This is a genomic window from Pseudoalteromonas sp. AOP31-A2-14, assembly GCF_052378035.1.
Taxonomy (GTDB): Bacteria; Pseudomonadota; Gammaproteobacteria; order Enterobacterales; family Alteromonadaceae; genus Pseudoalteromonas.
Genome location: NZ_JBQSXI010000001.1, coordinates 3,357,501 through 3,381,600 on the forward strand (window position 1 = coordinate 3,357,501; position 24,100 = coordinate 3,381,600).

At 39.8% G+C, this 24,100-nt stretch carries 22 protein-coding genes (1 of these 22 running past the window's edge); 3 read left to right on the forward strand and 19 right to left on the reverse strand.

Going from position 1 to position 24,100, the window contains the following annotated elements; all coding sequences use genetic code 11:
- Positions 1 to 1,600 carry the 3' portion of a TonB-dependent siderophore receptor gene (locus tag ACT3S9_RS15590; protein WP_444751073.1) on the forward strand. 563 nt of this gene lie to the left of the window's left edge, so 1,600 of the gene's 2,163 nt are visible here — the last part of the coding sequence; its start codon lies off the left edge, out of view; it ends in the stop codon at positions 1,598 to 1,600.
- 276 nt (positions 1,601 to 1,876) lie between these two features.
- Here ACT3S9_RS15590 and dld read toward each other — a convergent pair whose 3' ends face one another.
- Both dld and ACT3S9_RS15600 read right to left on the reverse strand, forming a co-directional pair.
- Positions 1,877 to 3,649 (reverse strand): D-lactate dehydrogenase, encoded by a 1,773-nt coding sequence (dld, locus tag ACT3S9_RS15595; protein WP_444751074.1) that lies wholly within the window; start codon positions 3,647 to 3,649, stop codon positions 1,877 to 1,879.
- Positions 3,646 to 5,352 carry an L-lactate permease gene (locus tag ACT3S9_RS15600; RefSeq protein ID WP_444751075.1) on the reverse strand — a complete coding sequence of 569 codons (1,707 nt, stop codon included), beginning with the start codon at positions 5,350 to 5,352 and terminating at the stop codon, positions 3,646 to 3,648. Before ACT3S9_RS15600 ends, dld begins: the two co-directional genes overlap by 4 nt.
- A 175-nt stretch (positions 5,353 to 5,527) precedes the next feature.
- Here ACT3S9_RS15600 and ACT3S9_RS15605 point away from each other — a divergent pair, with 175 nt between their 5' ends.
- Both ACT3S9_RS15605 and ACT3S9_RS15610 read left to right on the forward strand, forming a co-directional pair.
- A complete protein-coding gene (locus ACT3S9_RS15605; protein WP_086959932.1) occupies positions 5,528 to 6,496 on the forward strand; it encodes an IS30 family transposase in 969 nt (322 codons plus the stop codon).
- Between the two features lie 141 nt (positions 6,497 to 6,637).
- Entirely contained in the window at positions 6,638 to 7,540 is a 903-nt protein-coding gene (locus ACT3S9_RS15610; protein WP_192541258.1) for a LysR family transcriptional regulator, read from the forward strand.
- Positions 7,541 to 7,605: 65 nt separating this feature from the next.
- Here the strand turns inward: ACT3S9_RS15610 and ACT3S9_RS15615 are convergent, their stop codons facing one another.
- From ACT3S9_RS15615 to mioC, 17 genes are all read right to left on the reverse strand, one after another.
- A complete protein-coding gene (locus ACT3S9_RS15615; protein WP_086959932.1) occupies positions 7,606 to 8,574 on the reverse strand; it encodes an IS30 family transposase in 969 nt (322 codons plus the stop codon).
- A 93-nt stretch (positions 8,575 to 8,667) separates the two neighbouring features.
- On the reverse strand, positions 8,668 to 9,801 hold the full coding sequence (locus tag ACT3S9_RS15620; protein WP_441831065.1) for a DcaP family trimeric outer membrane transporter: 1,134 nt from the start codon (positions 9,799 to 9,801) through the stop codon (positions 8,668 to 8,670).
- Positions 9,802 to 9,986: 185 nt separating this feature from the next.
- Positions 9,987 to 11,345: a bifunctional UDP-N-acetylglucosamine diphosphorylase/glucosamine-1-phosphate N-acetyltransferase GlmU gene (gene glmU / locus ACT3S9_RS15625; RefSeq protein ID WP_444751076.1), complete on the reverse strand. Its 1,359-nt coding sequence runs from the start codon at positions 11,343 to 11,345 to the stop codon at positions 9,987 to 9,989.
- Between the two features lie 248 nt (positions 11,346 to 11,593).
- The gene (locus ACT3S9_RS15630) at positions 11,594 to 12,016 is read right to left on the reverse strand and encodes a F0F1 ATP synthase subunit epsilon (protein ID WP_441834661.1); all 423 of its coding nucleotides are present in this window, start codon (positions 12,014 to 12,016) and stop codon (positions 11,594 to 11,596) included.
- Positions 12,017 to 12,029: 13 nt separating this feature from the next.
- Positions 12,030 to 13,415, reverse strand: a complete 1,386-nt coding sequence (atpD, locus tag ACT3S9_RS15635) for a F0F1 ATP synthase subunit beta (protein ID WP_444751077.1) — start codon at positions 13,413 to 13,415, stop codon at positions 12,030 to 12,032.
- Positions 13,416 to 13,448: 33 nt separating this feature from the next.
- Complete coding sequence (gene atpG, locus ACT3S9_RS15640; protein WP_441993099.1) at positions 13,449 to 14,309, reverse strand: F0F1 ATP synthase subunit gamma; 861 nt, start codon at positions 14,307 to 14,309, stop codon at positions 13,449 to 13,451.
- 59 nt (positions 14,310 to 14,368) lie between these two features.
- Entirely contained in the window at positions 14,369 to 15,910 is a 1,542-nt protein-coding gene (atpA, locus tag ACT3S9_RS15645; RefSeq protein WP_444751078.1) for a F0F1 ATP synthase subunit alpha, read from the reverse strand.
- 14 nt (positions 15,911 to 15,924) lie between these two features.
- Positions 15,925 to 16,458, reverse strand: coding sequence for a F0F1 ATP synthase subunit delta (gene atpH, locus ACT3S9_RS15650; protein WP_441993098.1), 534 nt, complete (start codon positions 16,456 to 16,458; stop codon positions 15,925 to 15,927).
- 16 nt (positions 16,459 to 16,474) lie between these two features.
- Entirely contained in the window at positions 16,475 to 16,945 is a 471-nt protein-coding gene (gene atpF, locus ACT3S9_RS15655; protein WP_441834666.1) for a F0F1 ATP synthase subunit B, read from the reverse strand.
- A gap of 40 nt (positions 16,946 to 16,985) precedes the next feature.
- Entirely contained in the window at positions 16,986 to 17,228 is a 243-nt protein-coding gene (gene atpE, locus ACT3S9_RS15660; protein ID WP_441834667.1) for a F0F1 ATP synthase subunit C, read from the reverse strand.
- Between the two features lie 52 nt (positions 17,229 to 17,280).
- Complete coding sequence (gene atpB, locus ACT3S9_RS15665; protein ID WP_444751079.1) at positions 17,281 to 18,138, reverse strand: F0F1 ATP synthase subunit A; 858 nt, start codon at positions 18,136 to 18,138, stop codon at positions 17,281 to 17,283.
- Positions 18,139 to 18,153: 15 nt separating this feature from the next.
- Positions 18,154 to 18,534, reverse strand: coding sequence for an ATP synthase subunit I (locus ACT3S9_RS15670; protein ID WP_444751080.1), 381 nt, complete (start codon positions 18,532 to 18,534; stop codon positions 18,154 to 18,156).
- 142 nt (positions 18,535 to 18,676) lie between these two features.
- Positions 18,677 to 19,606, reverse strand: coding sequence for a ParB/RepB/Spo0J family partition protein (locus tag ACT3S9_RS15675; RefSeq protein WP_444751081.1), 930 nt, complete (start codon positions 19,604 to 19,606; stop codon positions 18,677 to 18,679).
- Between the two features lie 20 nt (positions 19,607 to 19,626).
- Entirely contained in the window at positions 19,627 to 20,412 is a 786-nt protein-coding gene (locus ACT3S9_RS15680) for a ParA family protein (RefSeq protein WP_441834671.1), read from the reverse strand.
- A gap of 13 nt (positions 20,413 to 20,425) precedes the next feature.
- On the reverse strand, positions 20,426 to 21,046 hold the full coding sequence (gene rsmG, locus ACT3S9_RS15685) for a 16S rRNA (guanine(527)-N(7))-methyltransferase RsmG (protein ID WP_444751082.1): 621 nt from the start codon (positions 21,044 to 21,046) through the stop codon (positions 20,426 to 20,428).
- Positions 21,047 to 21,061: 15 nt separating this feature from the next.
- The gene (mnmG, locus tag ACT3S9_RS15690; protein WP_444751083.1) at positions 21,062 to 22,951 is read right to left on the reverse strand and encodes a tRNA uridine-5-carboxymethylaminomethyl(34) synthesis enzyme MnmG; all 1,890 of its coding nucleotides are present in this window, start codon (positions 22,949 to 22,951) and stop codon (positions 21,062 to 21,064) included.
- Between the two features lie 422 nt (positions 22,952 to 23,373).
- Complete coding sequence (gene mioC / locus ACT3S9_RS15695) at positions 23,374 to 23,823, reverse strand: FMN-binding protein MioC (RefSeq protein WP_444751084.1); 450 nt, start codon at positions 23,821 to 23,823, stop codon at positions 23,374 to 23,376.
- Positions 23,824 to 24,100 lie beyond the last annotated feature (277 nt).

The following is a 24,100-nucleotide window of genomic DNA, read 5'->3' on the forward strand; positions in this document are numbered from 1 at the left end:
TGAGCATAATATAAGAGCCCGCATTGGTACCAATAACTTAGCAGAGCTCGCACTCGATAGTACTGGCGCTATAACTGATGGCATTAACTATCGGTTTATTGCACTTGCCCGTAATAGTGACGGTCAACAGCAAACCACAGAAGAGCAAAGAATAACGATAGCACCGTCAGTTACTTTTGAACTCAGCGAGCGTACTAACTTAAACCTTAATTTATACTACCAAGACGATCCTGAAATGGTCCCTTCTACGCCTCTGCCGGCTAAAGGCGCTCTTTATGAAACCAGTTATGGAAAATTAGAGGCTGATGCATATGCTGGTGATAAAAATTGGGCCGAGTTTGCTCGTGACGTTACTATGATCGGTTATAAGTTAAACCATGAGTTTTCTGACTCAGTGTCATTTTTACAAAACTTTCGCTATACCAATGCCGATGCCACGCAGCAAAATAGTTATGATTATGGCCTGGCCGATGATGATAAAATATTAACCCGTACAGCGTATAAAACTATCGAGGATGCTGAAGGCTTTGTCGTTGATAACCAACTAGCAAGCCAATTTAACATAGCAAATACCAGCCATAACTTATTATTTGGCTTTGAGTATCAAACGCTTGATTCAACCTTCGATTATGCAGATACCTTTGGTGTAGATACGCCAAGCTTAGACTTATCAAACCCTGATTACGCACAATTTAATGCTGATACAACAGCTGCCTTAGATACTTATCGTCAATTTAGTCGTTTGCATCAATCACAACGTGGGTTTTATTTACAAGACGAAATAAAAATTGACGCTTTAACCGTTATTGCAGGTCTGCGCCATGATAATTATTACAGCTTAACCAACAGTACGGTGAGCGGTGCAACAAGTAATCAAGAAATAGATCAAAGTGATACTACATTCAGAATGGCAGCTATTTATACTTTTGATAATAACATTGCTCCATACGCGAGTTACTCAGAGTCATTTGAGCCAACCTCTGGTGTCGACACCTTAACCGGTTCAGCATTCAAACCCACTACAGCAGAACAAATTGAAGCTGGGGTTAAATATCACAATATTGATTCAAGCACTAAAGTAACGGCGGCATTTTTTGATCTACGCAAAAAAGATGTCGTTGTTAATACCCCTGACTTTATGCAATACACGCAAAATGGTGAAGTACAATCTAAAGGCTTTGAAGTAAGTGTTTATCAACAGCTTAGCAATTCACTAGATATTACCTTAAACCTTACCGATATGGATGTTGAAGTAACCGACAACCCACAAGATCAGACAATAGAAGGAAAAACACCTATTTGGGTGGCTGAGCAACAAGCATCATTATGGTTAAATTACTTCTTAAGTGATGCGCTGGAATTCAATGGCGGCATACGCTATGTAGGTGAAAGCCAGCTTGATGCACAAAACTCAGATACTGTACCTGGTTACACTTTATTAGATGTCGCTGCCAGTTACCGCTTTAATGACAGCTATAAAGTGGGCTTAGCCGTGAGTAACTTAGCTGATAAACGCTATGTTGGTGCATGTTATGACATTAATAGTTGCTGGATGGGTACAGAGCGAAGTGTAGAGCTGAGCTTAAATGCTTCTTTTTAGACTGTATTGAATTTATGTAAAAAAGCGAGTTTTGACTCGCTTTTTTTATTCTCTAACATAAATATTATTACTTCTTAACGGGTTCCTTCTAGCTAGTGATGAGTTAAAGGCCATGAGGCGTTATCGCCAATTTCGCCGAAGCTACCAGTGTTTAAGTATCCTTCCTTTAACGGCATCTGAGCTTAGGAGCTGTTTTTAAATTTACAAACTATTTTATTATAATTAATGCATTAGGTTACTTATAAATAAGTAACCTAATGGTGATTTTATTTATATCTATAAACAGCACGAACAATTACGCTTGTTTTTTTGCATTTTACCAATACCTGGATTAAACGTATTCGTTGGGTCTAAGCTTTTGTAAAAGTTTTGCAGATCAGGTTCTGCTTCGTATAAATGCCCTACATTGTGCTCAGCAGGATATTTTGCGCCTCGCTCATTTAAAAGCGTTAACATCATCTTCTTGACATGTTTAGCATCGCTACCCTTTTTTAATATATAGTCTTGATGAAACACGTAACAAAAGAAGTGTCCATAGTAGAGTTTCTTTTCTAGATGTTTTGTAATTTCGTTAGGGAGCGTTTCAAGCCAGTCTAACTCATTACGAGGTATTGCAATATCAAGCGCTAATATCTCACCAACTTCTTTTTCGTGCATTACTTCATACCTTAATGCTGCACCTGCTGCTGCAAAACGATTCAAAAAGGCGCTTTCAGACTCTTCTTTATTACATTCGAAATAAGTACCTGTTTCAGAAGTTTCAAAAAATGACTTTAAGAAAGTCTGCGCTTCTTCTATGCCATCATCACTCATTTTCATTATTAGATGATGTTCATACTTATCGCGGTATTCTAGCATTCGTTTAGGTAAATGCTGTGGAAATACTTTACCAACTAGCTGCATAGCCTTATCGGTAAAATGTTTTGGCATCCAAGATAACTTATTAAGTTTGGAGTCAACACGCCCTTTAATAGAAAACAATTTAGGTAATGCATCTGTTCCAAGGTGCTTAATACTTAAAAATGTGTCTTTACCGTATTTAGCTGATACATCAAATATATCACGATGCATATATTCACCCACTTCAGGAATGTTTTTGAAGGTAGATAATATTTGTTTTCTCAACTGCGCAAGCTCATTAACGCAACTGGTACCTATGTAAAAAGTTTTCTCTTTTACAGCTGTTGGATATGTGTCTAGGCGTACTGCAAATACTGCAAGCTTTCCGGCACAACCACTCGCTTCATAAAGTCTTCGTTTGTCAGCGTTAAAGCGACTCGGTGTATTGGCATTAACGTCTCTTACTCTAGCGATATATTCTTTATCTGATGCAAGCTTTTCACTTTGAGGTAATTTAGTTTTATCAAAATTACCAGTTTGCAAGTTAGTTAATATTTCTTCAGGAGAATTACCTAACTCAACTTCGAGGTGATTAACTAAAGTTAACTCACCTTTTTCATTAACTTGGGCAAATAATGAGAGCTCAGTATAAGCAGGTCCGCGCTTAACAAGTGCCCCACCAGAGTTATTTGAAACACCACCTATTATTGAAGCTCCAAGTGTTGATGAACCAATAACTGAATGAGGAGTTCTATTTACGGCACTTAGCTCTCTTTGCAAGTGATGTAAAGTCGCGCCAGGTAAGCTAATCACTTGTTCATTTTCGTTGACTAAAAATAGCTGATCCATAGCCAGAGTATTGATGACAACAACAGGCCTGTCATAGTCATTACCACTGGGAGTTGAGCCTTCGGTTAAGCCTGTTTTAGCGGCTTGCATTATAATTATACAATTACCTTCTACACAAACCTCCAAACTACGCCAAATATCTAATAGAGTCTGTGGGAATAGTACCGCTAATGCGCTTCCTCCCCCAGATCGCCAACCCACTCTGTAGTGCTCGTTTTTTTCTGGATCAGCCTGTAAATTACTAGCACCTAATATATTTGTTAGTTTGTCCAAAACTTGGTCAGGGTTCAGCTTAGCTTGAAAAGTAGCTTTTGAAGAATATATATTTTTACCCTGATCTTGAATTATTTCATGATTCATACAGCTAAAGGTCCTTGATAATCAAAAATGTAAATGACAGCCATAGTGATAATTCCACTAAATAACACATAATAAATTGTCGGTAGAATAGTCCGCCTTAGTGTTGAACCTTCCATACCTAGCAAACCAACTGTGGCTGATGCAGCAACTACGTTATGAATAGCAATCATATTACCAGCCGCTGCGCCCACAGCTTGTGATGCAATAATTGTTGAAGGAGATATGCTTAGGTTCATTGCTGCTTCGTATTGAAATTGACTAAACATCATATTTGAAATCGTATTTGAGCCTGCGATAAACGCACCAAGCGCACCAATAGTCGAGCTTATTAATGGGTAAGCATTGCCTAATATACCCGCAAATAATTCTGCACTGGCAACCGGCATACTGACAACGTCAGATAAGTTAGTGCCTGAATTAATAAAAATTCTTACCATTGGTATAGTAAAAATAAGCACAAAACCTGCACCTAATACCGTTTTACCCGACTCTTTAAATGCGTTATTTAGCGCTGTGGCTGGCTTTTTAGTTTGAAAAATAGCCGCAACAAGTGCGCTCACTAACAATATGCCACCAGGCAAATATAGTGGGCTAAGACTTGCACTGATCCCTTCTTCACCTAATATGGCTGAAAAGTCGACTGTCGCGCTAAGCAGTAATTCCTTAAACTCGACAAATACTCGCGAACATACAAGTAATATTGCAACAAGAAGGTAAGGAAACCATGCCATAACCGCAGAAATATTTTTATCTGACTTAGAAGGTGCTACATCATCAGTATTAACAACTAGCTTTCCAAACCATTCTTTTGGCCAATTTTGTGATGGCTCAAAATCCCATGTTTGTTTAGGAGTTAAAAATCCTCGTTTAGCAGCATTAATGACAATAGCGATACTAACTAAACCACCAATGATAGTAGGAAATTCAGGTCCTAAGAAAATCCCCGTAAGTACATAAGGAACGGTAAAAGCTAACCCGGAAAAAATGGCAAATGGCCAAATAGCCGCGCCTTCTTTCCAGCTTTTATTTTTACCAAAAAAGCGAGTTAGCATCATGACCATAATTAGGGGCATAAATGTACCTACAATCCCGTGAATTATGGCAACCTGACTTGTTACTAATTGCAAAAAATCTTGCCACTGTAAGCCTTCTTTTGCCAGTAAGGCACTGATCGCAGTGGTATCAAGTCCTTTATTTACACCGATAATGATTGGCGTACCTACAGCACCAAAAGAGACCGCGGTACTTTGAATCATCATTCCCATTAATACCGCTGCTAAGGCTGGAAACCCTATAGCAACCAATAAGGGGGCTGCGATAGCGGCAGGCGTGCCAAACCCAGACGCACCTTCGATAAATGTGCCGAAGCACCAAGCGATTATAATTACTTGAATACGTCTATCGGGCGACACATTAGTAAAGCCTGAACGTATAATTCCAATTGCACCGGTATGTTTTAGCGTATTTAATAAAAACAATGCACCGAATATTATCCATAAAACTGATACGGTAATAATTAAACCTTGTAGCATCGACGACGAAACGCGGTTTAAAGTCATATCCCATACAAAAATAGCAATAGTAGCGGTCACAGCAAGCACCATCGGCATTGTTTTTTTAGCGGACCACTGTAAACCCAGCAATAAGATACCACAAAGCACAATAGGCAATAGTGCAAGTAACCCATACATTGTCTGACTCATAGCTCGATCCTTATTATTGTGTGTGTCATTTTGATGAAAACCTCTTTCTCACTATAATTCTAAATTTTATTAGGCGAAAATAGCCTTCCTAAATTCGGATAATAAGTGCAATTTCTCAGATTAGATGGCCAGCTGTTATAATTCGGCCATTTTCTCGCCAAAGGAAATTGCTTTAATGAAATATAAACAGCTGACACAAGAAGAAAGATACCAGATTTACGCGTTAATAAAAGCAGGAAATAACCAAAAGCAGATAGCTGAAGAACTAACTCGTTCACCGTCATCTATTTCTAGAGAGCTAAAACGCAATAAAGGACTTAAAGGCTATCGGCCTAACCAAGCCAATAACTTTGCTGAACAAAGACGTAAGTCATCTTTCAAAGCAAGTAAGTTAACAGAGGACGTCACTCACTGGATTAATAAATTGTTGCATGACGGACTTTCCCCTGAGCAAGTGGCAGGCCGCTTAGCTTTAGAGAAACAGGTCGTTTTACATCATGAAACAATTTATCAATATATTTACAGAGACAAGGCTCGTGGTGGCAAGCTACATAAGACACTCACTCGTGCATGTAAAAAGTATAAAAAACGCTATGGAAGCTATGATAAACGTGGACAGATAGTTAATCGAGTCAGCATTGATGAACGCCCAAGTATTGTGGATTCAAAGTCTAGGATTGGTGATTGGGAGGGCGATACAGTGATAGGTAAAGGGCGTAAAAATGCGCTTGTCACAATGGTTGAACGTAAAACGTTATATACAGTCGTTCACAGAATTGAAAGCAAGCATGCGAAAATAACAGCCGATGCGCTGATCACGTGTATGACACCATATAAAGGTAAGGTTATTACCGTGACGTTAGATAATGGAAAAGAGTTTGCTCACCATGAGCATGTTGCACAAAAATTAGAAGCTGATGTGTATTTCGCTCATCCCTATTCATCATGGGAGCGGGGCATAAATGAGAATACCAACGGCTTACTTAGACGCTTCTTCCCCAAGGGAACTGACTTTATGGCGCTAAGTGAAGCAGAGATACAGGCGGCAGTTGATAAGCTCAACCATCGGCCAAGAAAAACAAGAGGGTATAAAACCCCTCATGAATTATTTACGGGGCAATCAGAAGTTCTGGTGGCTGCATAATGATTGCACTTAATACTTGAATTCAAGCTTTATATACTCTACTCCTTGTAAATTAATTGATATATTGCAACAAAAGGTAAAATCATTTTCCTTTTTTGATATAATAAAATGAAAATTACACTATTTAAGGAACTAATTATAATGAAAGCTGATGATTTGATTTTATTAGTTCAAGTAGTTGATGAGGGCTCATTTTCTAAAGTTGCGGATAAACTATCGTTAACGAACTCAGTTGTCAGCAAGCGCATAGCTCGTTTAGAAGAAAGTTTAAATACCCAGTTACTTTACAGAACAACCAGAAAATTAAGCCTTACAGATGCAGGTAAAACACTCTACGATAAAGCAAAAATAGCGAAAAGTGCATTTCAAGAAGCTGAAAATGCAATCACAAGTTATAGTGATGAAATTAAAGGTAATATACGAATGACAGTACCTGTCGTTTCTGCAGACTTAATTCTCAGTCAATCTATTGCTGAGTTTTGTAAAATCTATCCAGGTGTCTCAGTTGAGTTAAATGTTACCAATCGTTTAGTTGATCTTATTGAAGAAGGTTATGACTTAGCCATTAGAACCGCTAAACTTGAAGATTCATCATTAGTTGCAAGACGTTTAATTGATAGCCAGTGGATTATCTGTGCTACTCCGAGCTATTTAAAAAAGCTTGGTACACCTTCAGTCCCTGAGCACCTACAAAGTCATCAATGTTTGCTCTATACATTTGAAAATAAAAGCAATGAAGTATGGCCATTATTAATTGATGACGTAGAACAATTACTCCCTGTTAATGGTCACTTTCGAAGTAATAACCTAAATGCAATAAAGCAAGCTACGCTTAGTAATTTAGGTATCGCCTATTTACCTTTAGCGCTGGTATTTGAAGAATTAAACGATAATTCATTAACACAAATTTTAAGCCCTTTTACACATAAAAAAATGGGCATGTACGCCATGTACCCCAAAGTAAGGCAGCCTGATAAAAAATTAAAGTTATTGGTATCGCACTTACGAGAGTCGCTGCAACAAAAAAAAGCACACTATGATTAAGTGTGCTTTTTTATTATTTTTAACCGTTGCTTATATAACTTGAATTCAAGTATTAAGTGCAATCATTATGCAGCCACCAGAACTTCTGATTGCCCCGTAAATAATTCATGAGGGGTTTTATACCCTCTTGTTTTTCTTGGCCGATGGTTGAGCTTATCAACTGCCGCCTGTATCTCTGCTTCACTTAGCGCCATAAAGTCAGTTCCCTTGGGGAAGAAGCGTCTAAGTAAGCCGTTGGTATTCTCATTTATGCCCCGCTCCCATGATGAATAGGGATGAGCGAAATACACATCAGCTTCTAATTTTTGTGCAACATGCTCATGGTGAGCAAACTCTTTTCCATTATCTAACGTCACGGTAATAACCTTACCTTTATATGGTGTCATACACGTGATCAGCGCATCGGCTGTTATTTTCGCATGCTTGCTTTCAATTCTGTGAACGACTGTATATAACGTTTTACGTTCAACCATTGTGACAAGCGCATTTTTACGCCCTTTACCTATCACTGTATCGCCCTCCCAATCACCAATCCTAGACTTTGAATCCACAATACTTGGGCGTTCATCAATGCTGACTCGATTAACTATCTGTCCACGTTTATCATAGCTTCCATAGCGTTTTTTATACTTTTTACATGCACGAGTGAGTGTCTTATGTAGCTTGCCACCACGAGCCTTGTCTCTGTAAATATATTGATAAATTGTTTCATGATGTAAAACGACCTGTTTCTCTAAAGCTAAGCGGCCTGCCACTTGCTCAGGGGAAAGTCCGTCATGCAACAATTTATTAATCCAGTGAGTGACGTCCTCTGTTAACTTACTTGCTTTGAAAGATGACTTACGTCTTTGTTCAGCAAAGTTATTGGCTTGGTTAGGCCGATAGCCTTTAAGTCCTTTATTGCGTTTTAGCTCTCTAGAAATAGATGACGGTGAACGAGTTAGTTCTTCAGCTATCTGCTTTTGGTTATTTCCTGCTTTTATTAACGCGTAAATCTGGTATCTTTCTTCTTGTGTCAGCTGTTTATATTTCATTAAAGCAATTTCCTTTGGCGAGAAAATGGCCGAATTATAACAGCTGGCCATCTAATCTGAGAAATTGCACTTATTATCCGAATTTAGGTAATCTTAGAAAGTATATTTAGCCGAAAATTGTAAATAGTTAGAATCAATACTTTCCATATTCTTATCATCAATAGCATATTGACCCAATTCAACACCTACATTTAAATCGTCGGTTACATTGGTTATTAAGTTAACCCCCATGTGAGAGCGGTCTTTTTCTGTAACGTCTGTAGTGGCTCCGCCATAAAATAGCGTTGAACGCCAGCTATCAACCCAAACATGTTTATAAGCGACAGTGTATGCCGTTGTTTTTTCAACAACAACGTCTGTACCATCTTCAATTACGATATCAGGTGTAAATCCTGCACCAGTATAACGACCTGGTTCACCCACAGTTAGTTGGAATCGAAAGTCATCGTTACCAAATGTATTTATTTTCCCCGAAAAGCTACCAGCGATCGATGTTTCATCTATGCCGCCTTGATCTACCTTTCTAAGTAATGCCCCAACGGATAATTCACCCCAGCTTTTTTTGTAGTTGTAGCGAGCAACAAAGTCAGGAATTGATTCATCCTTATCAGCGTCTGCGCCTGTCACACCAACGCCACTAGAGGCTGCCCCAGTATCACCATCACCATTTGTTTCAGGACTTTCAATCGCAAACTGCCATCCACCATGACTATAACGAATTTGTGTTTGACGAACGAAAACCTCACCAACATGAGGACCACCAAAGTCTAGCGTTTCTGGAATTGCAACCAATGGCATAAATGTTGACCACGTTTGGCCAACAAGCCAATCTTGATATTGAATATATAGGTGGCGAAGACGATTATTAGAAGAATTACTTACAACTTCATTACCACCGCCACCATAGAAATCTACTTCGGCAAAACCAATGACTTCTCCACGCTGAATTTTTAAATTGATTCTTGATTCTTTAACATTAAAGCCGGTATGGGAGGTATCAATAGGCTCACCTTGCGGGAAGTTACCCGTCCAATAATCTTGGTAAGCTATATCACCAGAAACATGGCGTACATCTGCTTTTGCATATCCGCCAAGTTCAACTTTTGTTTTTTGACCGCCGATATCAATATTTGCTAACTCAATCGCAGCTTGGCTAGATGAAGAATAACTTAAAGAAATAAGCGATAATGCAATAGAGGAAGACAGCGCTGTAATTGTGTGTTTCATGTTATACCTTTTTAATTATAGTCCTAGGACTCTCAATTTAGAGGGTTATAGGTTATTGGTAAACAATAAAAAAGCTATTCTATTTTTCCAAAATTAACATAATTGAAACAGAAAATGATACATATGAGATATGTATGTCAACATAATAGCGAATGTAGGCATTCGCTATTATGTCTTAAAGGTTTTTATTTTTTAACCGGTCGGCTCCAGCCCGTTAAATTACGTTGTTTAGCGCGTGCTATTGCGAGCTGCTCATCTTCAACAGTACTGGTGATTACTGAACCGGCACCAATTGTTGCTGTTGCACCTATATTTACGGGTGCAACTAATGATGAATTAGAACCAATAAAAGCATTATCGCCAATAATAGTTTTGGATTTATTAACGCCATCATAATTACAGGTAATAGTGCCCGCGCCAATGTTAACCTTTTCGCCAATTTCAGCATCACCCAAATAACTTAAGTGGTTAGCTTTAGAGCCTTTGCCTAGACGGGTTTTTTTCATTTCGACAAAGTTACCAATGTGTGAGTCTTCTTCCATAATGGCACCAGGGCGTAGGCGGGCATAAGGACCAAGAGTACATTTAGCAGCAACACGTGCGTCTTCAATTAAGGTATTTGCTTTTATTACAACGTTATCGCCTACAGTGCAGTTTTTAAGTACACAATTTGGGCCAATTTGTACGTTATTACCAAGGATTACATTCCCTTCAAAGATAACGTTTATATCAATTAATACGTCTTCGCCTGTTTTAACGTCGCCACGTACATCAATACGCGCCGGGTCGGCTAGGGTGGCACCATTTAACATTAACTCTTCTGCTTGCCATGCTTGATAAGCACGCTCTAGAGCTGCAAGTTGTACGCGGTTATTTGCGCCTTCAACTTCCATTGCATGATCTGGCTGCGCCGATGTGATTTCTACACCTTCACTGTGCGCCATAGCAACAATATCTGTTAAGTAATATTCACCTTGAGCGTTTTCGTTAGATAAGTTACCTAACCAGCTTTTTAACAACTTGCCGTTAACGGCCATGATACCAGTATTTACTTCGTTAATAAGTAACTGCTCTGAGCTTGCATCTTTTTGTTCAACAATCCCTACTAACTTGTCATCAACACGAAGCATACGCCCATAACCATTTGGGTTAGCTAAACTTACAGTTAATACAGCTAAACCATTTTTAGGTGTTGCAGCAAGTAAACGCTCAAGCGTTGATTGCTTAGTTAATGGTACATCACCATATAAAACCAGCACGGTGTCATCATCATCAATATGCGGGTTAGCTTGCGCAACGGCGTGTCCGGTGCCAAGTTGATCTGCTTGCAGTACCCAGTTTACGTTGTTATCGGCAAGTTGTTGTTGTAATAGTTCGCCACCATGACCGTAAACTAAGTTAGTGGTCGTTGCACCAAGTGCCTTTGCATTATCAATAACGTGCTGCACCATAGGTTTACCTGCCACTTTATGCAGTACTTTTGGTAGAGCAGAGCGCATACGAGTACCTTTACCCGCAGCAAGAATTACTGTTGTTAGAGCCATTAAAACAATTTCCTTTTTTCGTTGTTTTATTGAGTAGTTAATGAAAATAAGTTTACTAGATTACGCATGTCACTCCATGTATACATACTCAGTCATATTATAAAAAATAATGACTGAATCTATGATAAACAAACTGTTCATAATAATTACACTTATTGTAACCAGCTTTGCTAACCGATATAAGTGTAAAGCCAAATTACAGGCACAAAAAAGCCCACATAAAGTGGGCTTTTAAAAACCTGATAGGTTTACTTACTGCGTAATTGTTTAATTACACGTAATTGAGCTATAGCTTCCGCTAGTTGAACTGCTGCTTGTTGGTAATCCAACTCAGCAGCAGAGGCGTTAGCCATTTGCTCTTGTGCTTCACGTTTAGCTTTTGCAGCAGACTCTTCATCAAGGTCTTCACCACGTACCGCAGTATCAGCTAGGATACTAATGATATTTGGTTGAACCTCTAAAGTACCGCCAGCAACATACATCACTTCTTCGTGACCAAATTGCTTAACTATACGAATCATACCAGGTTTTAGGGCAGTCAATAGTGGAGCGTGGCCATAGTTAATACCCAGGTCACCTTCACTACCGCTTACTTGAATCGATTCAACGAGACCAGAAAATAACTTTTCTTCTGCGCTTACTACGTCAAGATGTACAGTCATAGCTGCCATACTACCCTCCTAATTACATGCCTTTGGCTTTTTCTTGAGCTTCTTCGATAGAGCCAACCATGTAGAATGCTTGCTCTGGAAGGTCATCAAACTCACCGTTTAAAATGCCTGTGAAGCCAGCAATTGTGTCTTTCAGTGAAACGTATTGACCTGGCGAACCTGTAAATACCTCTGCCACAAAGAATGGCTGAGATAGGAAACGCTGGATTTTACGTGCACGAGATACAAGTTGCTTGTCTTCGTCAGAAAGCTCGTCCATACCTAGGATTGCAATGATGTCTTTAAGTTCTTTATAACGTTGAAGAACTGTCTGAACGCCACGTGCTATGTTGTAGTGCTCTTCACCAATTACTTGTGGATCAAGTTGGCGTGAAGATGAATCAAGTGGATCTACCGCTGGGTAAATACCTAATGATGCGATGTCACGAGAAAGTACCACTGTTGCATCTAAGTGAGCAAACGTTGTTGCTGGAGACGGATCGGTCAAATCATCCGCAGGTACGTATACCGCTTGGATTGAAGTGATTGAACCTGTCTTAGTCGATGCGATACGCTCTTGCAGTACACCCATTTCTTCAGCAAGTGTTGGCTGGTAACCTACGGCAGATGGCATACGACCTAGCAATGCAGATACTTCTGTACCCGCAAGCGTGTAACGGTAGATGTTATCTACGAAGAAAAGCACGTCACGACCTTCGTCACGGAATTTCTCAGCCATAGTCAAACCAGTCAAAGCAACACGTAGACGATTACCTGGTGGCTCATTCATCTGACCGTATACAAGAGATACTTTGTCGATTACGTTCGAGTCAGTCATCTCATGGTAGAAGTCGTTACCCTCACGAGTACGCTCACCAACACCGGCGAATACTGAGTAGCCGCTGTGCTCGATTGCGATGTTACGGATAAGTTCCATCATGTTAACGGTTTTACCAACGCCGGCACCACCGAATAAACCAACTTTACCACCTTTAGCGAACGGACATACAAGGTCGATTACCTTGATACCAGTTTCTAAAAGTTCAACAGAGCTTGATTGCTCTTCGTAAGTTGGCGCTGCACGGTGAATAGACATACGCTCTTCTTCACCGATTGGGCCAGCTTCATCAATTGGTTCACCAAGTACGTTCATGATACGACCTAAGGTCTTAATACCAACGGGAACTTGAATTGCTTCACCTGTGTTTTCTACTAGTGCACCACGACGTAAACCGTCAGTAGTACCCAGTGCGATAGTACGTACCACACCGCCACCTAGCTGTTGTTGGACTTCTAAAGTCAAACCAGCTAAATCGCCATCTGTTACTTTTAGCGCGTCATATACGGCTGGCACGCTGTCTTGTGGAAATTCGATATCCACAACGGCGCCGATAATTTGGACGACCTTACCTAAACTCATGTCTATTCCTCTCGTTAATCTTTGCCCGAAGCATTAAACTGCTGCTGAACCAGAACAAATCTCACTAATTTCTTGTGTGATTGCCGCTTGGCGAGCCTTGTTATAAACAAGCTGTAACTCATCCATAAGGTCACCGGCATTATCAGTTGCGCCTTTCATTGCAACCATACGGGCGGCCTGTTCTGAGGCAGCGTTTTCAACTACACCTTGGTATACTTGAGATTCAATAAAGCGTACTAGCAAAGACTCTAAAATAGCCTCTGGGTTTGGCTCATACAAGTAATCCCATGCATGTGCAGATACTTCTTCTTCAGCTTTTGGCAAAGGGAGTAACTGATCTACTATTGGCTCTTGCTTCATGGTATTAACAAAGTTGTTATATACCAGGAATAAACGGTCAATTTTACCTTCAGCGAATGCATCAAGCATTATTTTTACTGGACCAATAACGTCCTGTACTGAAGGTTTATCTCCAAGACCTGCTTTTTTGGCAAGTACTTGACCACCAAAACGTTGAAAAAAGCCAGCTGCTTTACCACCTAAAGTAGCAAAATCAGCTTGAACGCCTTTCTCTTTCCACGCCTTGATTTCTAATGCGACTTTTTTAAACTCATTTGAGTTTAAACCACCGCACAGACCACGGTCTGTAGAGATAACAATATAACCAACTCGTTTTACTTCACGTTCTTCTAAGAACGGATGAGTAAAATCAAGATTTGCTTGAGCAATACGACCAATCACTTTACGTAACTTTTCAGCATATGGGCGGCTTGAAGCCACTCGTTCTTGCGCCTTTTTCATTTTAGACGCAGCAACCATTTCCATTGCGCTGGTGATCTTTTGAGTATTTTTAATACTCCCGATCTTGCTTTTAATCTCTTTTCCGCTAGCCATGACTCTCTCTCCGAATCAAGGTGCACTTTTATTAATAAAGTGCACCATTAATAACTAAATTACCAAGTTTGCGTAGACTTGAACTTCTCAAGAAGTTCTTTAAGTTGCGCTTCGATCTCGGCGTTGTAGTTACCAGTTTCATTGATTTGAGCCATAAGCTCTGCGTATGTGCTGTTTGCAAAAGAAAGCGCTGCAGCTTCAAAATCCATAATCTTATCGATTTTGATATCTTGAAGAAAGCCTTTCTCAGCAGCAAATAGCGACAGTGACATTTCAGCAACAGACATTGGTGCGTACTGTTTCTGTTTCATTAGCTCTGTTACACGCTCACCATGCTCAAGTTGAGCACGAGTAGCATCATCAAGATCAGACGCGAACTGCGAGAACGCAGCTAACTCACGGTACTGAGCTAGGGCTAGACGGATACCGCCACCTAGTTTCTTAACGATTTTAGTTTGTGCAGCACCACCAACACGCGATACCGAGATACCAGCATTTACTGCCGGACGGATACCTGAGTTAAATAAGTCAGTTTCTAAGAAAATCTGACCATCGGTGATAGAGATAACGTTTGTCGGTACGAACGCAGAAACGTCGCCGCCTTGAGTTTCAATGATTGGCAATGCCGTCAATGAACCTGTTTTACCTTTCACTTCACCATTGGTGAATTTCTCAACGTAATCAGCGTTTACACGCGATGCACGCTCTAAAAGACGAGAATGAAGATAGAATACGTCACCTGGGTATGCTTCACGCCCTGGTGGACGTTTTAATAGTAATGAGATTTGACGATAAGCAACTGCTTGCTTAGATAAATCATCATATACAATTAACGCGTCTTCACCACGGTCACGGAAGTATTCACCCATTGTACAGCCCGAAAACGGTGCTAAGTACTGAAGTGCCGCAGATTCAGAGGCTGATGCAACAACTATAATTGTATTTGCTAGTGCATCATGCTCTTCTAATTTACGTACTACGTTAGCAATCGTAGATGCTTTTTGACCAATCGCTACATACACACACTTAACGCCTGTGTTTTTTTGATTGATGATGGCATCGATTGCTAATGCTGTTTTACCTGTTTGGCGATCACCAATAACTAGCTCACGTTGACCGCGACCTACTGGGATCATCGCATCGATAGACTTATAACCAGTTTGTACTGGCTCATCTACTGATTGACGTTCGATTACACCAGGTGCAATCTTTTCAACAGATTCAAAACCGTCGTTATCTAATGTGCCTTTACCATCGATTGGAGCACCTAGTGTGTTTACAACACGACCAAGTAAACCACGACCAACAGGCACTTCAAGAATACGACCAGTAGTATAAACTTTTACGCCTTCTGTAAGGTCAGCGTATGGACCCATTACTACTGCACCAATTGAGTCGCGCTCAAGGTTTAGTGCGATAGCATAACGGTTGCCTGGAAGCTCAATCATTTCACCTTGCATACAGTCAGCTAGACCGTGAATGCGGATGATACCGTCTGTAACAGATACGATAGTACCTTCGTTACGAGCTTCACTTACAACTTCGAACTGCTCAATACGTTGTTTGATCAGATCTGAAATTTCAGTGGAATTAAGTTGCATGCTCTTCTTCCCAATTACGATTGTAGTGTAGTAGCTAGGCGGCTTAATTTGCCGCGAATAGAGCCATCGATTACCTTGTCACCAGCCTTGATAACAAGACCACCAACTACAGATTCATCAACACTACAATTCAGCTTAATTTTGCGTGCGAAACGTTTTTCAAGCGCCGCTACCAGTGATTCTTGCTGCTCAGCAGCAAGCGATGTTGCAGAAGTGACATCAACATCAACTTCTTTGTCATACTCAGCTTTAAACGCTGTGAATAACTCAGCAACCGCTGGTAGGGCAACTAAACGCCCATTTTCAGCCATTACCTTAACAAGGTTTTGGCCGTGTTCGTTGAGCTGCTCTGCACAAACTTTAATAAAGAACTCAGCTTGGTCAGTTGCTTTAGACAAACCCGATAAAGCAGAATCAACTTGCTCATTACTGGCAACGTGGCTAGCAAAAAACAACATATCATTCCAACTTTCAACAGTGCCTTTCTCAACGGCAAGTTCAAAAGCCGCTTTAGCGTATGGGCGAGCGATAGTAGTCAATTTAGACATGCTCATACCCTCCTAATTACAGCTTAGCGACAAGTTTTTCAACGATGTCACTATGTGCGGCTTGATTGATTTCACGCTCTAAAATACGTTCAGCGCCAACAATCGCTAAAGTAGCTACTTGTTTACGTAGCTCTTCAGTCACACTGTTACGCTCTGCTTCGATTTCAGAGTGTCCTTGAGCAACAATTTTTTCACGTTCTTCGCGACCACGAGTAGTCTCTTCGTCAACGATTACTGCTGCACGCTTTTTAGACTGTTCAATGATATCAGCCGCTTGTTCTTTTGCTTCTTTAAGCTGCTCAGCAGCTTTTTTTTGCGCAAGTTCTAAGTCTTTTTCGGCTCTATCAGTGGCAGCTAAACCATCTTCAATTTTCTTTTGGCGAGATTCAATTGCGCCATTAAGTGGTGGCCATACATACTTCATACAGAAAAGTACAAACACCGTAAACGCAATTAATTCACCGATAAGAGTGGCGTTAATATTCACAACCGCTCCTCCTTAAAATAGTAAGCTGTTCAAATTAAAATTAAAGTACGAACAAGATTACCATCGCGATACCAACACCAATCATTGCTACAGCATCGATTAAACCAGCAAGGATGAACATTTTAACTTGTAGTGATGGTGCAAGCTCAGGTTGACGCGCACATGCTTCAAGGAATTTACCACCCATGTTACCAAAACCAACAGCTGTACCGATTGCACCAAAACCGATAAGTAGTGCAACTGCGATATATTTTAAGCCTGTTACCAATTCTAAAGCTTCCATTTTTTTCTCCAAAGTTTCAATTATAAATTAAAGTTAAAAGTAAATTTGTAAATTAATGATTGTCTGAACTTGCCATGCTTAGATAAACAACCGTTAGCATCATAAATACGAATGCTTGTAACACGATTACTAAGATGTGGAAAACAGCCCAAACAAAGTGCAACGGAAGTTGCATTAAACCAACTGCGCCGATTAAGATGAAAATCAACTCACCAGCATATAAGTTACCGAACAAACGCAGTGCTAACGAGAATGGCTTAGACACCAGCGCGATTAGTTCAAGTAATAAGTTACAAGGAATTAAGAAAATCATCGCGATTTTACTTTTTGAGCTGAACGGATGAAGCGTAAGCTCGGCGATAAAACCACCAATTCCCTTAATTTTAATTGAGTAGCCGATCATCAATAAAAACACACCAATCGCAAGCGCGGCGGTTAAGTTGATATCAGTTGTTGGTACAACTTTCATGTACACATCGTGTGAGTCCATACCAAATGCAGTTTCGCCAACGAAGCCTGCAAGCGAAGGTAAGAAGTCAACCGGAATTAAATCCATTAAGTTCATCAAAAACACCCAAACGAAAATCGTTAAGGCTAATGGGGCAATGAGCTTACTTTTACCATGAAAAGTATCACGTACGTTGTCACCAATGAACTCAACTATCATTTCAATGAAACATTGAAATTTTCCTGGTACACCCAGTGTTGATTTTGAAGCCGCACGACGGAAGATCCATAAAAATAGTAGACCTAATCCGATTGACCATGCGAGGGTATCTATATGCCATGTCCAGAAACCACTGTCCGTACATGCTTTATTGAAGGCTAGACCGGTGTCGGTCGAGCACATCTTAGCATTGGTTAAGTGATGCTGGATATGGCTTGATATAGTAACTTCTTCTGCAGCCATGTTATATCCCAAAAGTTAATGTTTAAAAAAAACGGGTGCAAACAATCCAATAAAGAGAACCAATACATAAGCACAAAAAAAGGGCATTAATATGACCGAGTACGATTTCAGTATTAGCGCAAACAAAATGATTGTTAGCAAAAATTTTAATCCGTTACCGCGCTTTAGCGAGGTATACACTTGATTTGCTTTACTAGCACCCATAAATCGGAATGCATAAGCAGCAAATACAAAATTAGGGAGGACAGCTACAACACCGCCAGCGAGTACTGAACGGCCGGCATCAACTCCCCAACCTATAAAAATAATTACAGCAGCTATCAACGCCACTAAGCCCTGAAGACAGATTAATTTAAATGCGGCTCGTCGATAAGGACTTGCTAACTTATTCGTCACGTCTAGTTAACCTTAATGACAATCTATATATCAGGGTATGAAAACTGGCGAAAGTATACTTATTTTTACCAGTTTTGCAACTTGAGTTGACGCTTTGTGGTGCAAATTTACTACTAATGTCTATTTTAAGACATGATAAAAATTAAAGTGTAAGGGGGTCGCTGTTAATGCGTTCTAAAATTCCCTCTAATTCATCGAGATTGGTGTAAGAAATAACCAGGTTCCCTTTGCCTTTTTTATTATAGTTAATTTCGACTTTTGCACCCAGATTTTCAGCTAGTTTCAGTTCTAACTTTTTGACATCTGGATCTTTTTCGATAGGTTCTTTAATCGGAGCAGGTTCTAAAATTGAACGCACTAACTTTTCAGTTTCGCGGACAGTAAGCGCTTTAGCAACGGCTAAGCGTGCGGCATCAGATTGAGCATCACCTTCGAGTGCAAGCAAGCACCGAGCATGACCCATTTCGATATCGCCATGTTCTAGCAGTATTTTAACATCTTCATTAAGATTATTTAGGCGTAATAAGTTAGTCACTGTAGTACGAGACTTACCAACGGCCTCAGCGACTTGCTGATGCGTTAATTCAAACTCAGTCAATAGGCGACTTAAGGCAATAGCTTCTTCCATTGCATTTAAGTCTTCACGTTGAATATTTTCAATTAGCGCAATAGCAACAGCAGCTTCATCTGGCACGTCTTTGATAATACATGGCACAGTATCAAGCTTAGCTATTTGCGCAGCACGCCAGCGACGTTCACCAGCAATAATTTCAAAGCTATCTTTGGCTATTGGACGCACAACTATAGGTTGAATAATACCTTGGGCACGAATCGAATTGGCAAGCTCTTCAAGCGCTTCTTCAGACATATCTTTACGCGGTTGATACTTACCTGAGTGTAAATGCTCAATGGCAAGCCTTTGTAATTCACTAGCTTTAACTGGCTCTATAGCCGTGTCAGCTTGCTCAGTGCTAACAGAACTATTACCGTCTTTTACTGCACCGGGTGCAGGTTTTGATGAACTTAATAAAGCATCGAGTCCTCGGCCTAAACCACGTTTTTTAGCAGACATGTTATTTTTTTACCTCAAAGTTAGGCTACTGCTGAAGAAGTTTTCTCTTTTCTACGTAACATTTCACCGGCTAGTGCTAAATAGGCTTTAGCACCACTTGATGCCCGGTCATAATACATTGCTGGTGCACCAAAACTGGGCGCTTCTGCAAGTCGAACATTACGGGGGATTACGGTACGGTATACCTTATCGCCAAAGTGTTGTTTTAATTGCTCAGACACATCATTTGCGAGGCGATTACGCGGATCATACATGGTGCGCAATATGCCTTCAATTTTTAATTCTGGATTAACCATTTTTGCAAGTTGAGTAATGGTATCCATCAAGGCCGTTAAACCTTCAAGTGCATAATACTCACATTGCATAGGCACTAAAATAGAATCTGCGGCAGCCATTGCATTAACTGTCAGCATATTTAGTGACGGAGGACAGTCTATAAATATAAATTCGTATTGATCTTGGATTTTATCTAAAGCCTTACGAAGACGGACTTCACGGGCAAATAGCTCCATTAACTTTACTTCTGCGGCGGTTACATCACCGTTAGCTGCAATTAAATGATATTCACCAGAGGTTTCTTTGTTAATAACCTCTTCAATCGGTTTATCTTCAATTAATAAATCATAAATAGTGGCAACATCACCATATTTATCAACACCGCTCCCCATAGTGGCATTACCCTGGGGATCAAGATCAATTAACAACACTTTACGCTTCGTCGCAGCCATAGAAGCTGCGAGGTTAACAGCGGTCGTTGTTTTACCAACGCCCCCTTTTTGATTTGCTAATGCGATGACTTTTGCCACAGTGTTCTGATCCCTAATCTTTAGACAGAATAATTAAATGCCTTTGTGCATCTAAATTTGGTACTTCCAAGGGTATTTTTTGCTCGAACTTAATACCCCGCGGTAACGACTTTAGCTCTTCACTTGGAAATACGCCTTTTAAGGCTATAAATTTACCTGAATGATCAATCAAGTGTGAACACCAGTCAACCATATCTTGTAAAGACGCAAATGCGCGACTTAATACACCATCTAATTTAACACTTGGTTGATATTCTTCAACTCTAGACTGCACCGGGGTTACATTTTTTAATCCTAGGTCATGTTTAACCTGCATTAAAAAGCGCACTCTTTTACCTAAGCTATCGAGTAAAATAAATTGCGTATCAGGTAGGGCAATTGCCAGTACAATACCAGGTAAACCAGGACCTGTGCCAACATCAATATAATGATGACCGGGTAGGTGCGCAGCAACAACTAAACTATCCATAATGTGTTTTATCATCATCTCTTCAGGTAAACGCACTGAAGTTAAATTATACGCTTTGTTCCATTTGTCGAGTAACTCAACATATTGCACAAGCTGTTGTTGTTGTTTTTCTGTTAGCGCAATATCAGTTTGCGCTAATAAAGTAGTTAATTGTTGCTGTAACACAGTGTTCCTTAATGACTACGCGGTTTTACGTAGCAAGCCTTGCTTTTTTAGATACACTAATAATAGCGAAATAGCCGCAGGGGTGATACCAGAAATACGCGATGCTTGGCCAATCGTATCTGGACGTGCTTCGGTAAGTTTTGCAACAACTTCATTAGATAAGCCAGAAACTGTTTTATAATCAAATTCTTTCGGTAAAATAGTTTCTTCATGGCGCAGTTGTTTATTGATCTCATCCTGCTGACGTGCAATATAGCCTGCGTATTTAGTATGGATCTCCACCTGCTCAAGTGCTGCTTTATTAGTAAAGTCAGATCCTAAACCGTCAATAGCCATTAGATCATTATAACGAATTTCAGGGCGGCGTAGTAATTCTTCTAAACTTGCTTCACGGGTTAATGGTGTTTTTAGTAATTCATTTACTTTATCAACCATGGCATGATCTTTATGGATCCACGTATTTTTAATACGTTGAGATTCTTTAGCAATCACTTCCATTTTTTCGTTGAATGCTTGCCAGCGTGCATCATCAACTAAGCCAAGCTCGCGGCCCTTTTCAGTTAAACGAATATCAGCATTATCTTCACGTAATAATAACCGGTACTCAGCGCGGCTAGTAAACATACGGTATGGTTCTTTAGTACCAAGCGTCGCTAAGTCGTCGATTAACACACCGGTGTAAGCTTCATCACGACGTGGTGTCCATGATTCTTTGCCCTGCACTTGTAATGCTGCATTCATGCCGGCTATTAAACCTTGTGCACCGGCTTCTTCGTAACCAGTAGTACCATTTATTTGGCCTGCAAAGAATAACCCATCAATAAATTTAGTTTCTAGTGATTGCTTTAAGTCTCTAGGATCAAAAAAGTCATATTCAATAGCGTAACCAGGACGACAAATATGAGCGTTTTCAAAACCACTAATTGATTGCACTATTTCAAGTTGTACATCAAACGGTAAACTAGTTGAAATACCATTTGGATAAAGCTCATATGACGTTAAACCTTCTGGTTCTACAAATATTTGATGTTTGTCTTTATCAGCAAAGCGAACAATCTTATCTTCAATTGAAGGGCAGTAGCGTGGGCCAATACCTTCAATAACACCAGAGTACATAGGCGAGCGATGTAAGTTTTTACGGATCACATCATGCGTTTTTTCATTCGTATAAGTGATATAACACGGGATCTGTTGTGGATGATCTGCTTGATTACCCATAAATGAGAATACTGGTGTTGGTGTATCACCTGGTTGTTGCTGCATTTTGTTAAAATCAACAGTACGAGCATCAATACGTGGTGGAGTGCCTGTTTTTAAGCGATCAACACGAAATGGCAATTCACGTAAACGATCAGCCAATGCGATTGAAGGTGGATCACCAGCGCGACCGCCTTTAAATTTCTCAAGGCCTATATGAATTTGACCACCTAAGAAAGTACCTACAGTGAGCACTACAGAGGGCGCGCTAAAGCGTAATCCCATTTGGGTTACCACACCTAAAACACGATCACCTTCGACAATTAGATCATCACATGATTGTTGAAAGATCTTTAAATTATCTTGGTTTTGCAAAGTTTGTTGAATTGCGGCTTTGTAAAGTCCGCGATCAGCTTGAGCTCGAGTCGCGCGAACAGCAGGGCCTTTTGATGAGTTTAAAGTGCGAAATTGAATTCCGCCTTTATCTATCGCGCTGGCCATTGCACCACCTAGGGCGTCAATTTCTTTTACTAAGTGGCCTTTTCCAATGCCACCAATTGCTGGGTTGCAGGACATTTGCCCAAGAGTATCCATATTGTGAGTCAGTAGCAGGGTATTCATACCCATGCGAGCAGATGCTAGTGCGGCTTCAGTGCCTGAATGTCCACCGCCTACTACGATAACGTCAAAATTTTCGTGAAAAATCATTTATGGGATCCTACTTAAATCAGCCAGCAAATTTTCAAAGGGAGCGTATTCTACCTAGAAAACAGCAGAAGATAAATGATTAAACTATGGGCAAGATCTAAGTAGGTGATCTCTAATAATATAAAGGATCTTTTAAAGAGATCTTTTACTGTTATTACTACTACTTAACCCGTTTTCTGTGGGTAACACTCAGATCGTTTTCTTTAACAGTAGCTTAAGACAGATCTAAAGGTGTTAATATGATCGGATCAACCGGCTTGTAACCTCTGATCAAAAGACCGCTTTATACACAGCCCGATTATCAACAGGACTTATCCCATGGATAAGCATGCTTAAAATCGCAGTTAGATCATAGGTTATCCACAAATCGATCTAAATTATTAGTAAATTGTGGGTAACTTTTATAATTATTTATTTTCAAATTAACCCATATCTACTTTTTTAAGCCATGAGGGTAACCAAGCCAGTGCAGTGTCTTCTGGTAAGGCTTCATCAAGTATATTTAATTCCAGTCTTTCACAAATACGTTCAGCACCTTTACTCGCCAGCAGTTGATCTAGATTGCGTCCGGCTAAGTTATAGGTATCGTAACTCGTGTCACCTAAACCAATGACTGTATATTTAATTCCTTTCAAATCAGGTTCTTGTTTTATTTCTTCGATAAAGGTTAATAAATTTTCTGGGTAATCACCTGCGCCATACGTTGATGTACACAGCAGCCAAATAGTCTCTTTTTGAGGAATATTAATTAATTCAGGTTGCTCGTGTAATTGTGAAGAGATCCCATGATTAATAAGTTCATCAGCAAGCTGTTCTGCTACGTATTCGGCAGATCCCATTTGACTACCAATAATTATATTTACTGAATTCATAACGTTATAAGATCAATATTGATGTCTACTAGATGCTTATAATAACCGAGTGAACTGATCAGTAAAGCTTAGTTTTTTATTTTGTATAAGTTTTTACTTACTGATCTGATCTTATTGTTAATTAATTATCTTAACTAATTGAATTTAAACTATTTTAATTTATATACTGTAGTTATAACTAGTGGATCAAGTTGTTGATAAAGTTGGGGAAAGTTCTTGATAATTAATTATCATATTATGCTTATTTAGTTTAACTTATTGATCTTTTATAAATGAA

Bases quoted from the DNA above. Each gene is read 5' to 3' on its own strand.
- atpG (WP_441993099.1), bottom strand. From the start codon at position 14,309: ATGGCTAGCGGAAAAGAGATTAAAAGCAAGATCGGGAGTATTAAAAAT.
- ACT3S9_RS15600 (WP_444751075.1), bottom strand. From the start codon at position 5,352: ATGAGTCAGACAATGTATGGGTTACTTGCACTATTGCCTATTGTGCTT.
- atpH (WP_441993098.1), bottom strand. From the start codon at position 16,458: ATGTCTAAATTGACTACTATCGCTCGCCCATACGCTAAAGCGGCTTTT.
- atpE (WP_441834667.1), bottom strand. From the start codon at position 17,228: ATGGAAGCTTTAGAATTGGTAACAGGCTTAAAATATATCGCAGTTGCA.
- ACT3S9_RS15620 (WP_441831065.1), bottom strand. From the start codon at position 9,801: ATGAAACACACAATTACAGCGCTGTCTTCCTCTATTGCATTATCGCTT.
- glmU (WP_444751076.1), bottom strand. From the start codon at position 11,345: ATGGCTCTAACAACAGTAATTCTTGCTGCGGGTAAAGGTACTCGTATG.
- mioC (WP_444751084.1), bottom strand. From the start codon at position 23,823: ATGAATTCAGTAAATATAATTATTGGTAGTCAAATGGGATCTGCCGAA.
- ACT3S9_RS15675 (WP_444751081.1), bottom strand. From the start codon at position 19,606: ATGTCTGCTAAAAAACGTGGTTTAGGCCGAGGACTCGATGCTTTATTA.
- atpD (WP_444751077.1), bottom strand. From the start codon at position 13,415: ATGAGTTTAGGTAAGGTCGTCCAAATTATCGGCGCCGTTGTGGATATC.
- ACT3S9_RS15610 (WP_192541258.1), top strand. From the start codon at position 6,638: ATGAAAGCTGATGATTTGATTTTATTAGTTCAAGTAGTTGATGAGGGC.
- ACT3S9_RS15605 (WP_086959932.1), top strand. From the start codon at position 5,528: ATGAAATATAAACAGCTGACACAAGAAGAAAGATACCAGATTTACGCG.
- mnmG (WP_444751083.1), bottom strand. From the start codon at position 22,951: ATGATTTTTCACGAAAATTTTGACGTTATCGTAGTAGGCGGTGGACAT.
- dld (WP_444751074.1), bottom strand. From the start codon at position 3,649: ATGAATCATGAAATAATTCAAGATCAGGGTAAAAATATATATTCTTCA.
- ACT3S9_RS15615 (WP_086959932.1), bottom strand. From the start codon at position 8,574: ATGAAATATAAACAGCTGACACAAGAAGAAAGATACCAGATTTACGCG.
- atpB (WP_444751079.1), bottom strand. From the start codon at position 18,138: ATGGCTGCAGAAGAAGTTACTATATCAAGCCATATCCAGCATCACTTA.
- atpA (WP_444751078.1), bottom strand. From the start codon at position 15,910: ATGCAACTTAATTCCACTGAAATTTCAGATCTGATCAAACAACGTATT.
- ACT3S9_RS15630 (WP_441834661.1), bottom strand. From the start codon at position 12,016: ATGGCAGCTATGACTGTACATCTTGACGTAGTAAGCGCAGAAGAAAAG.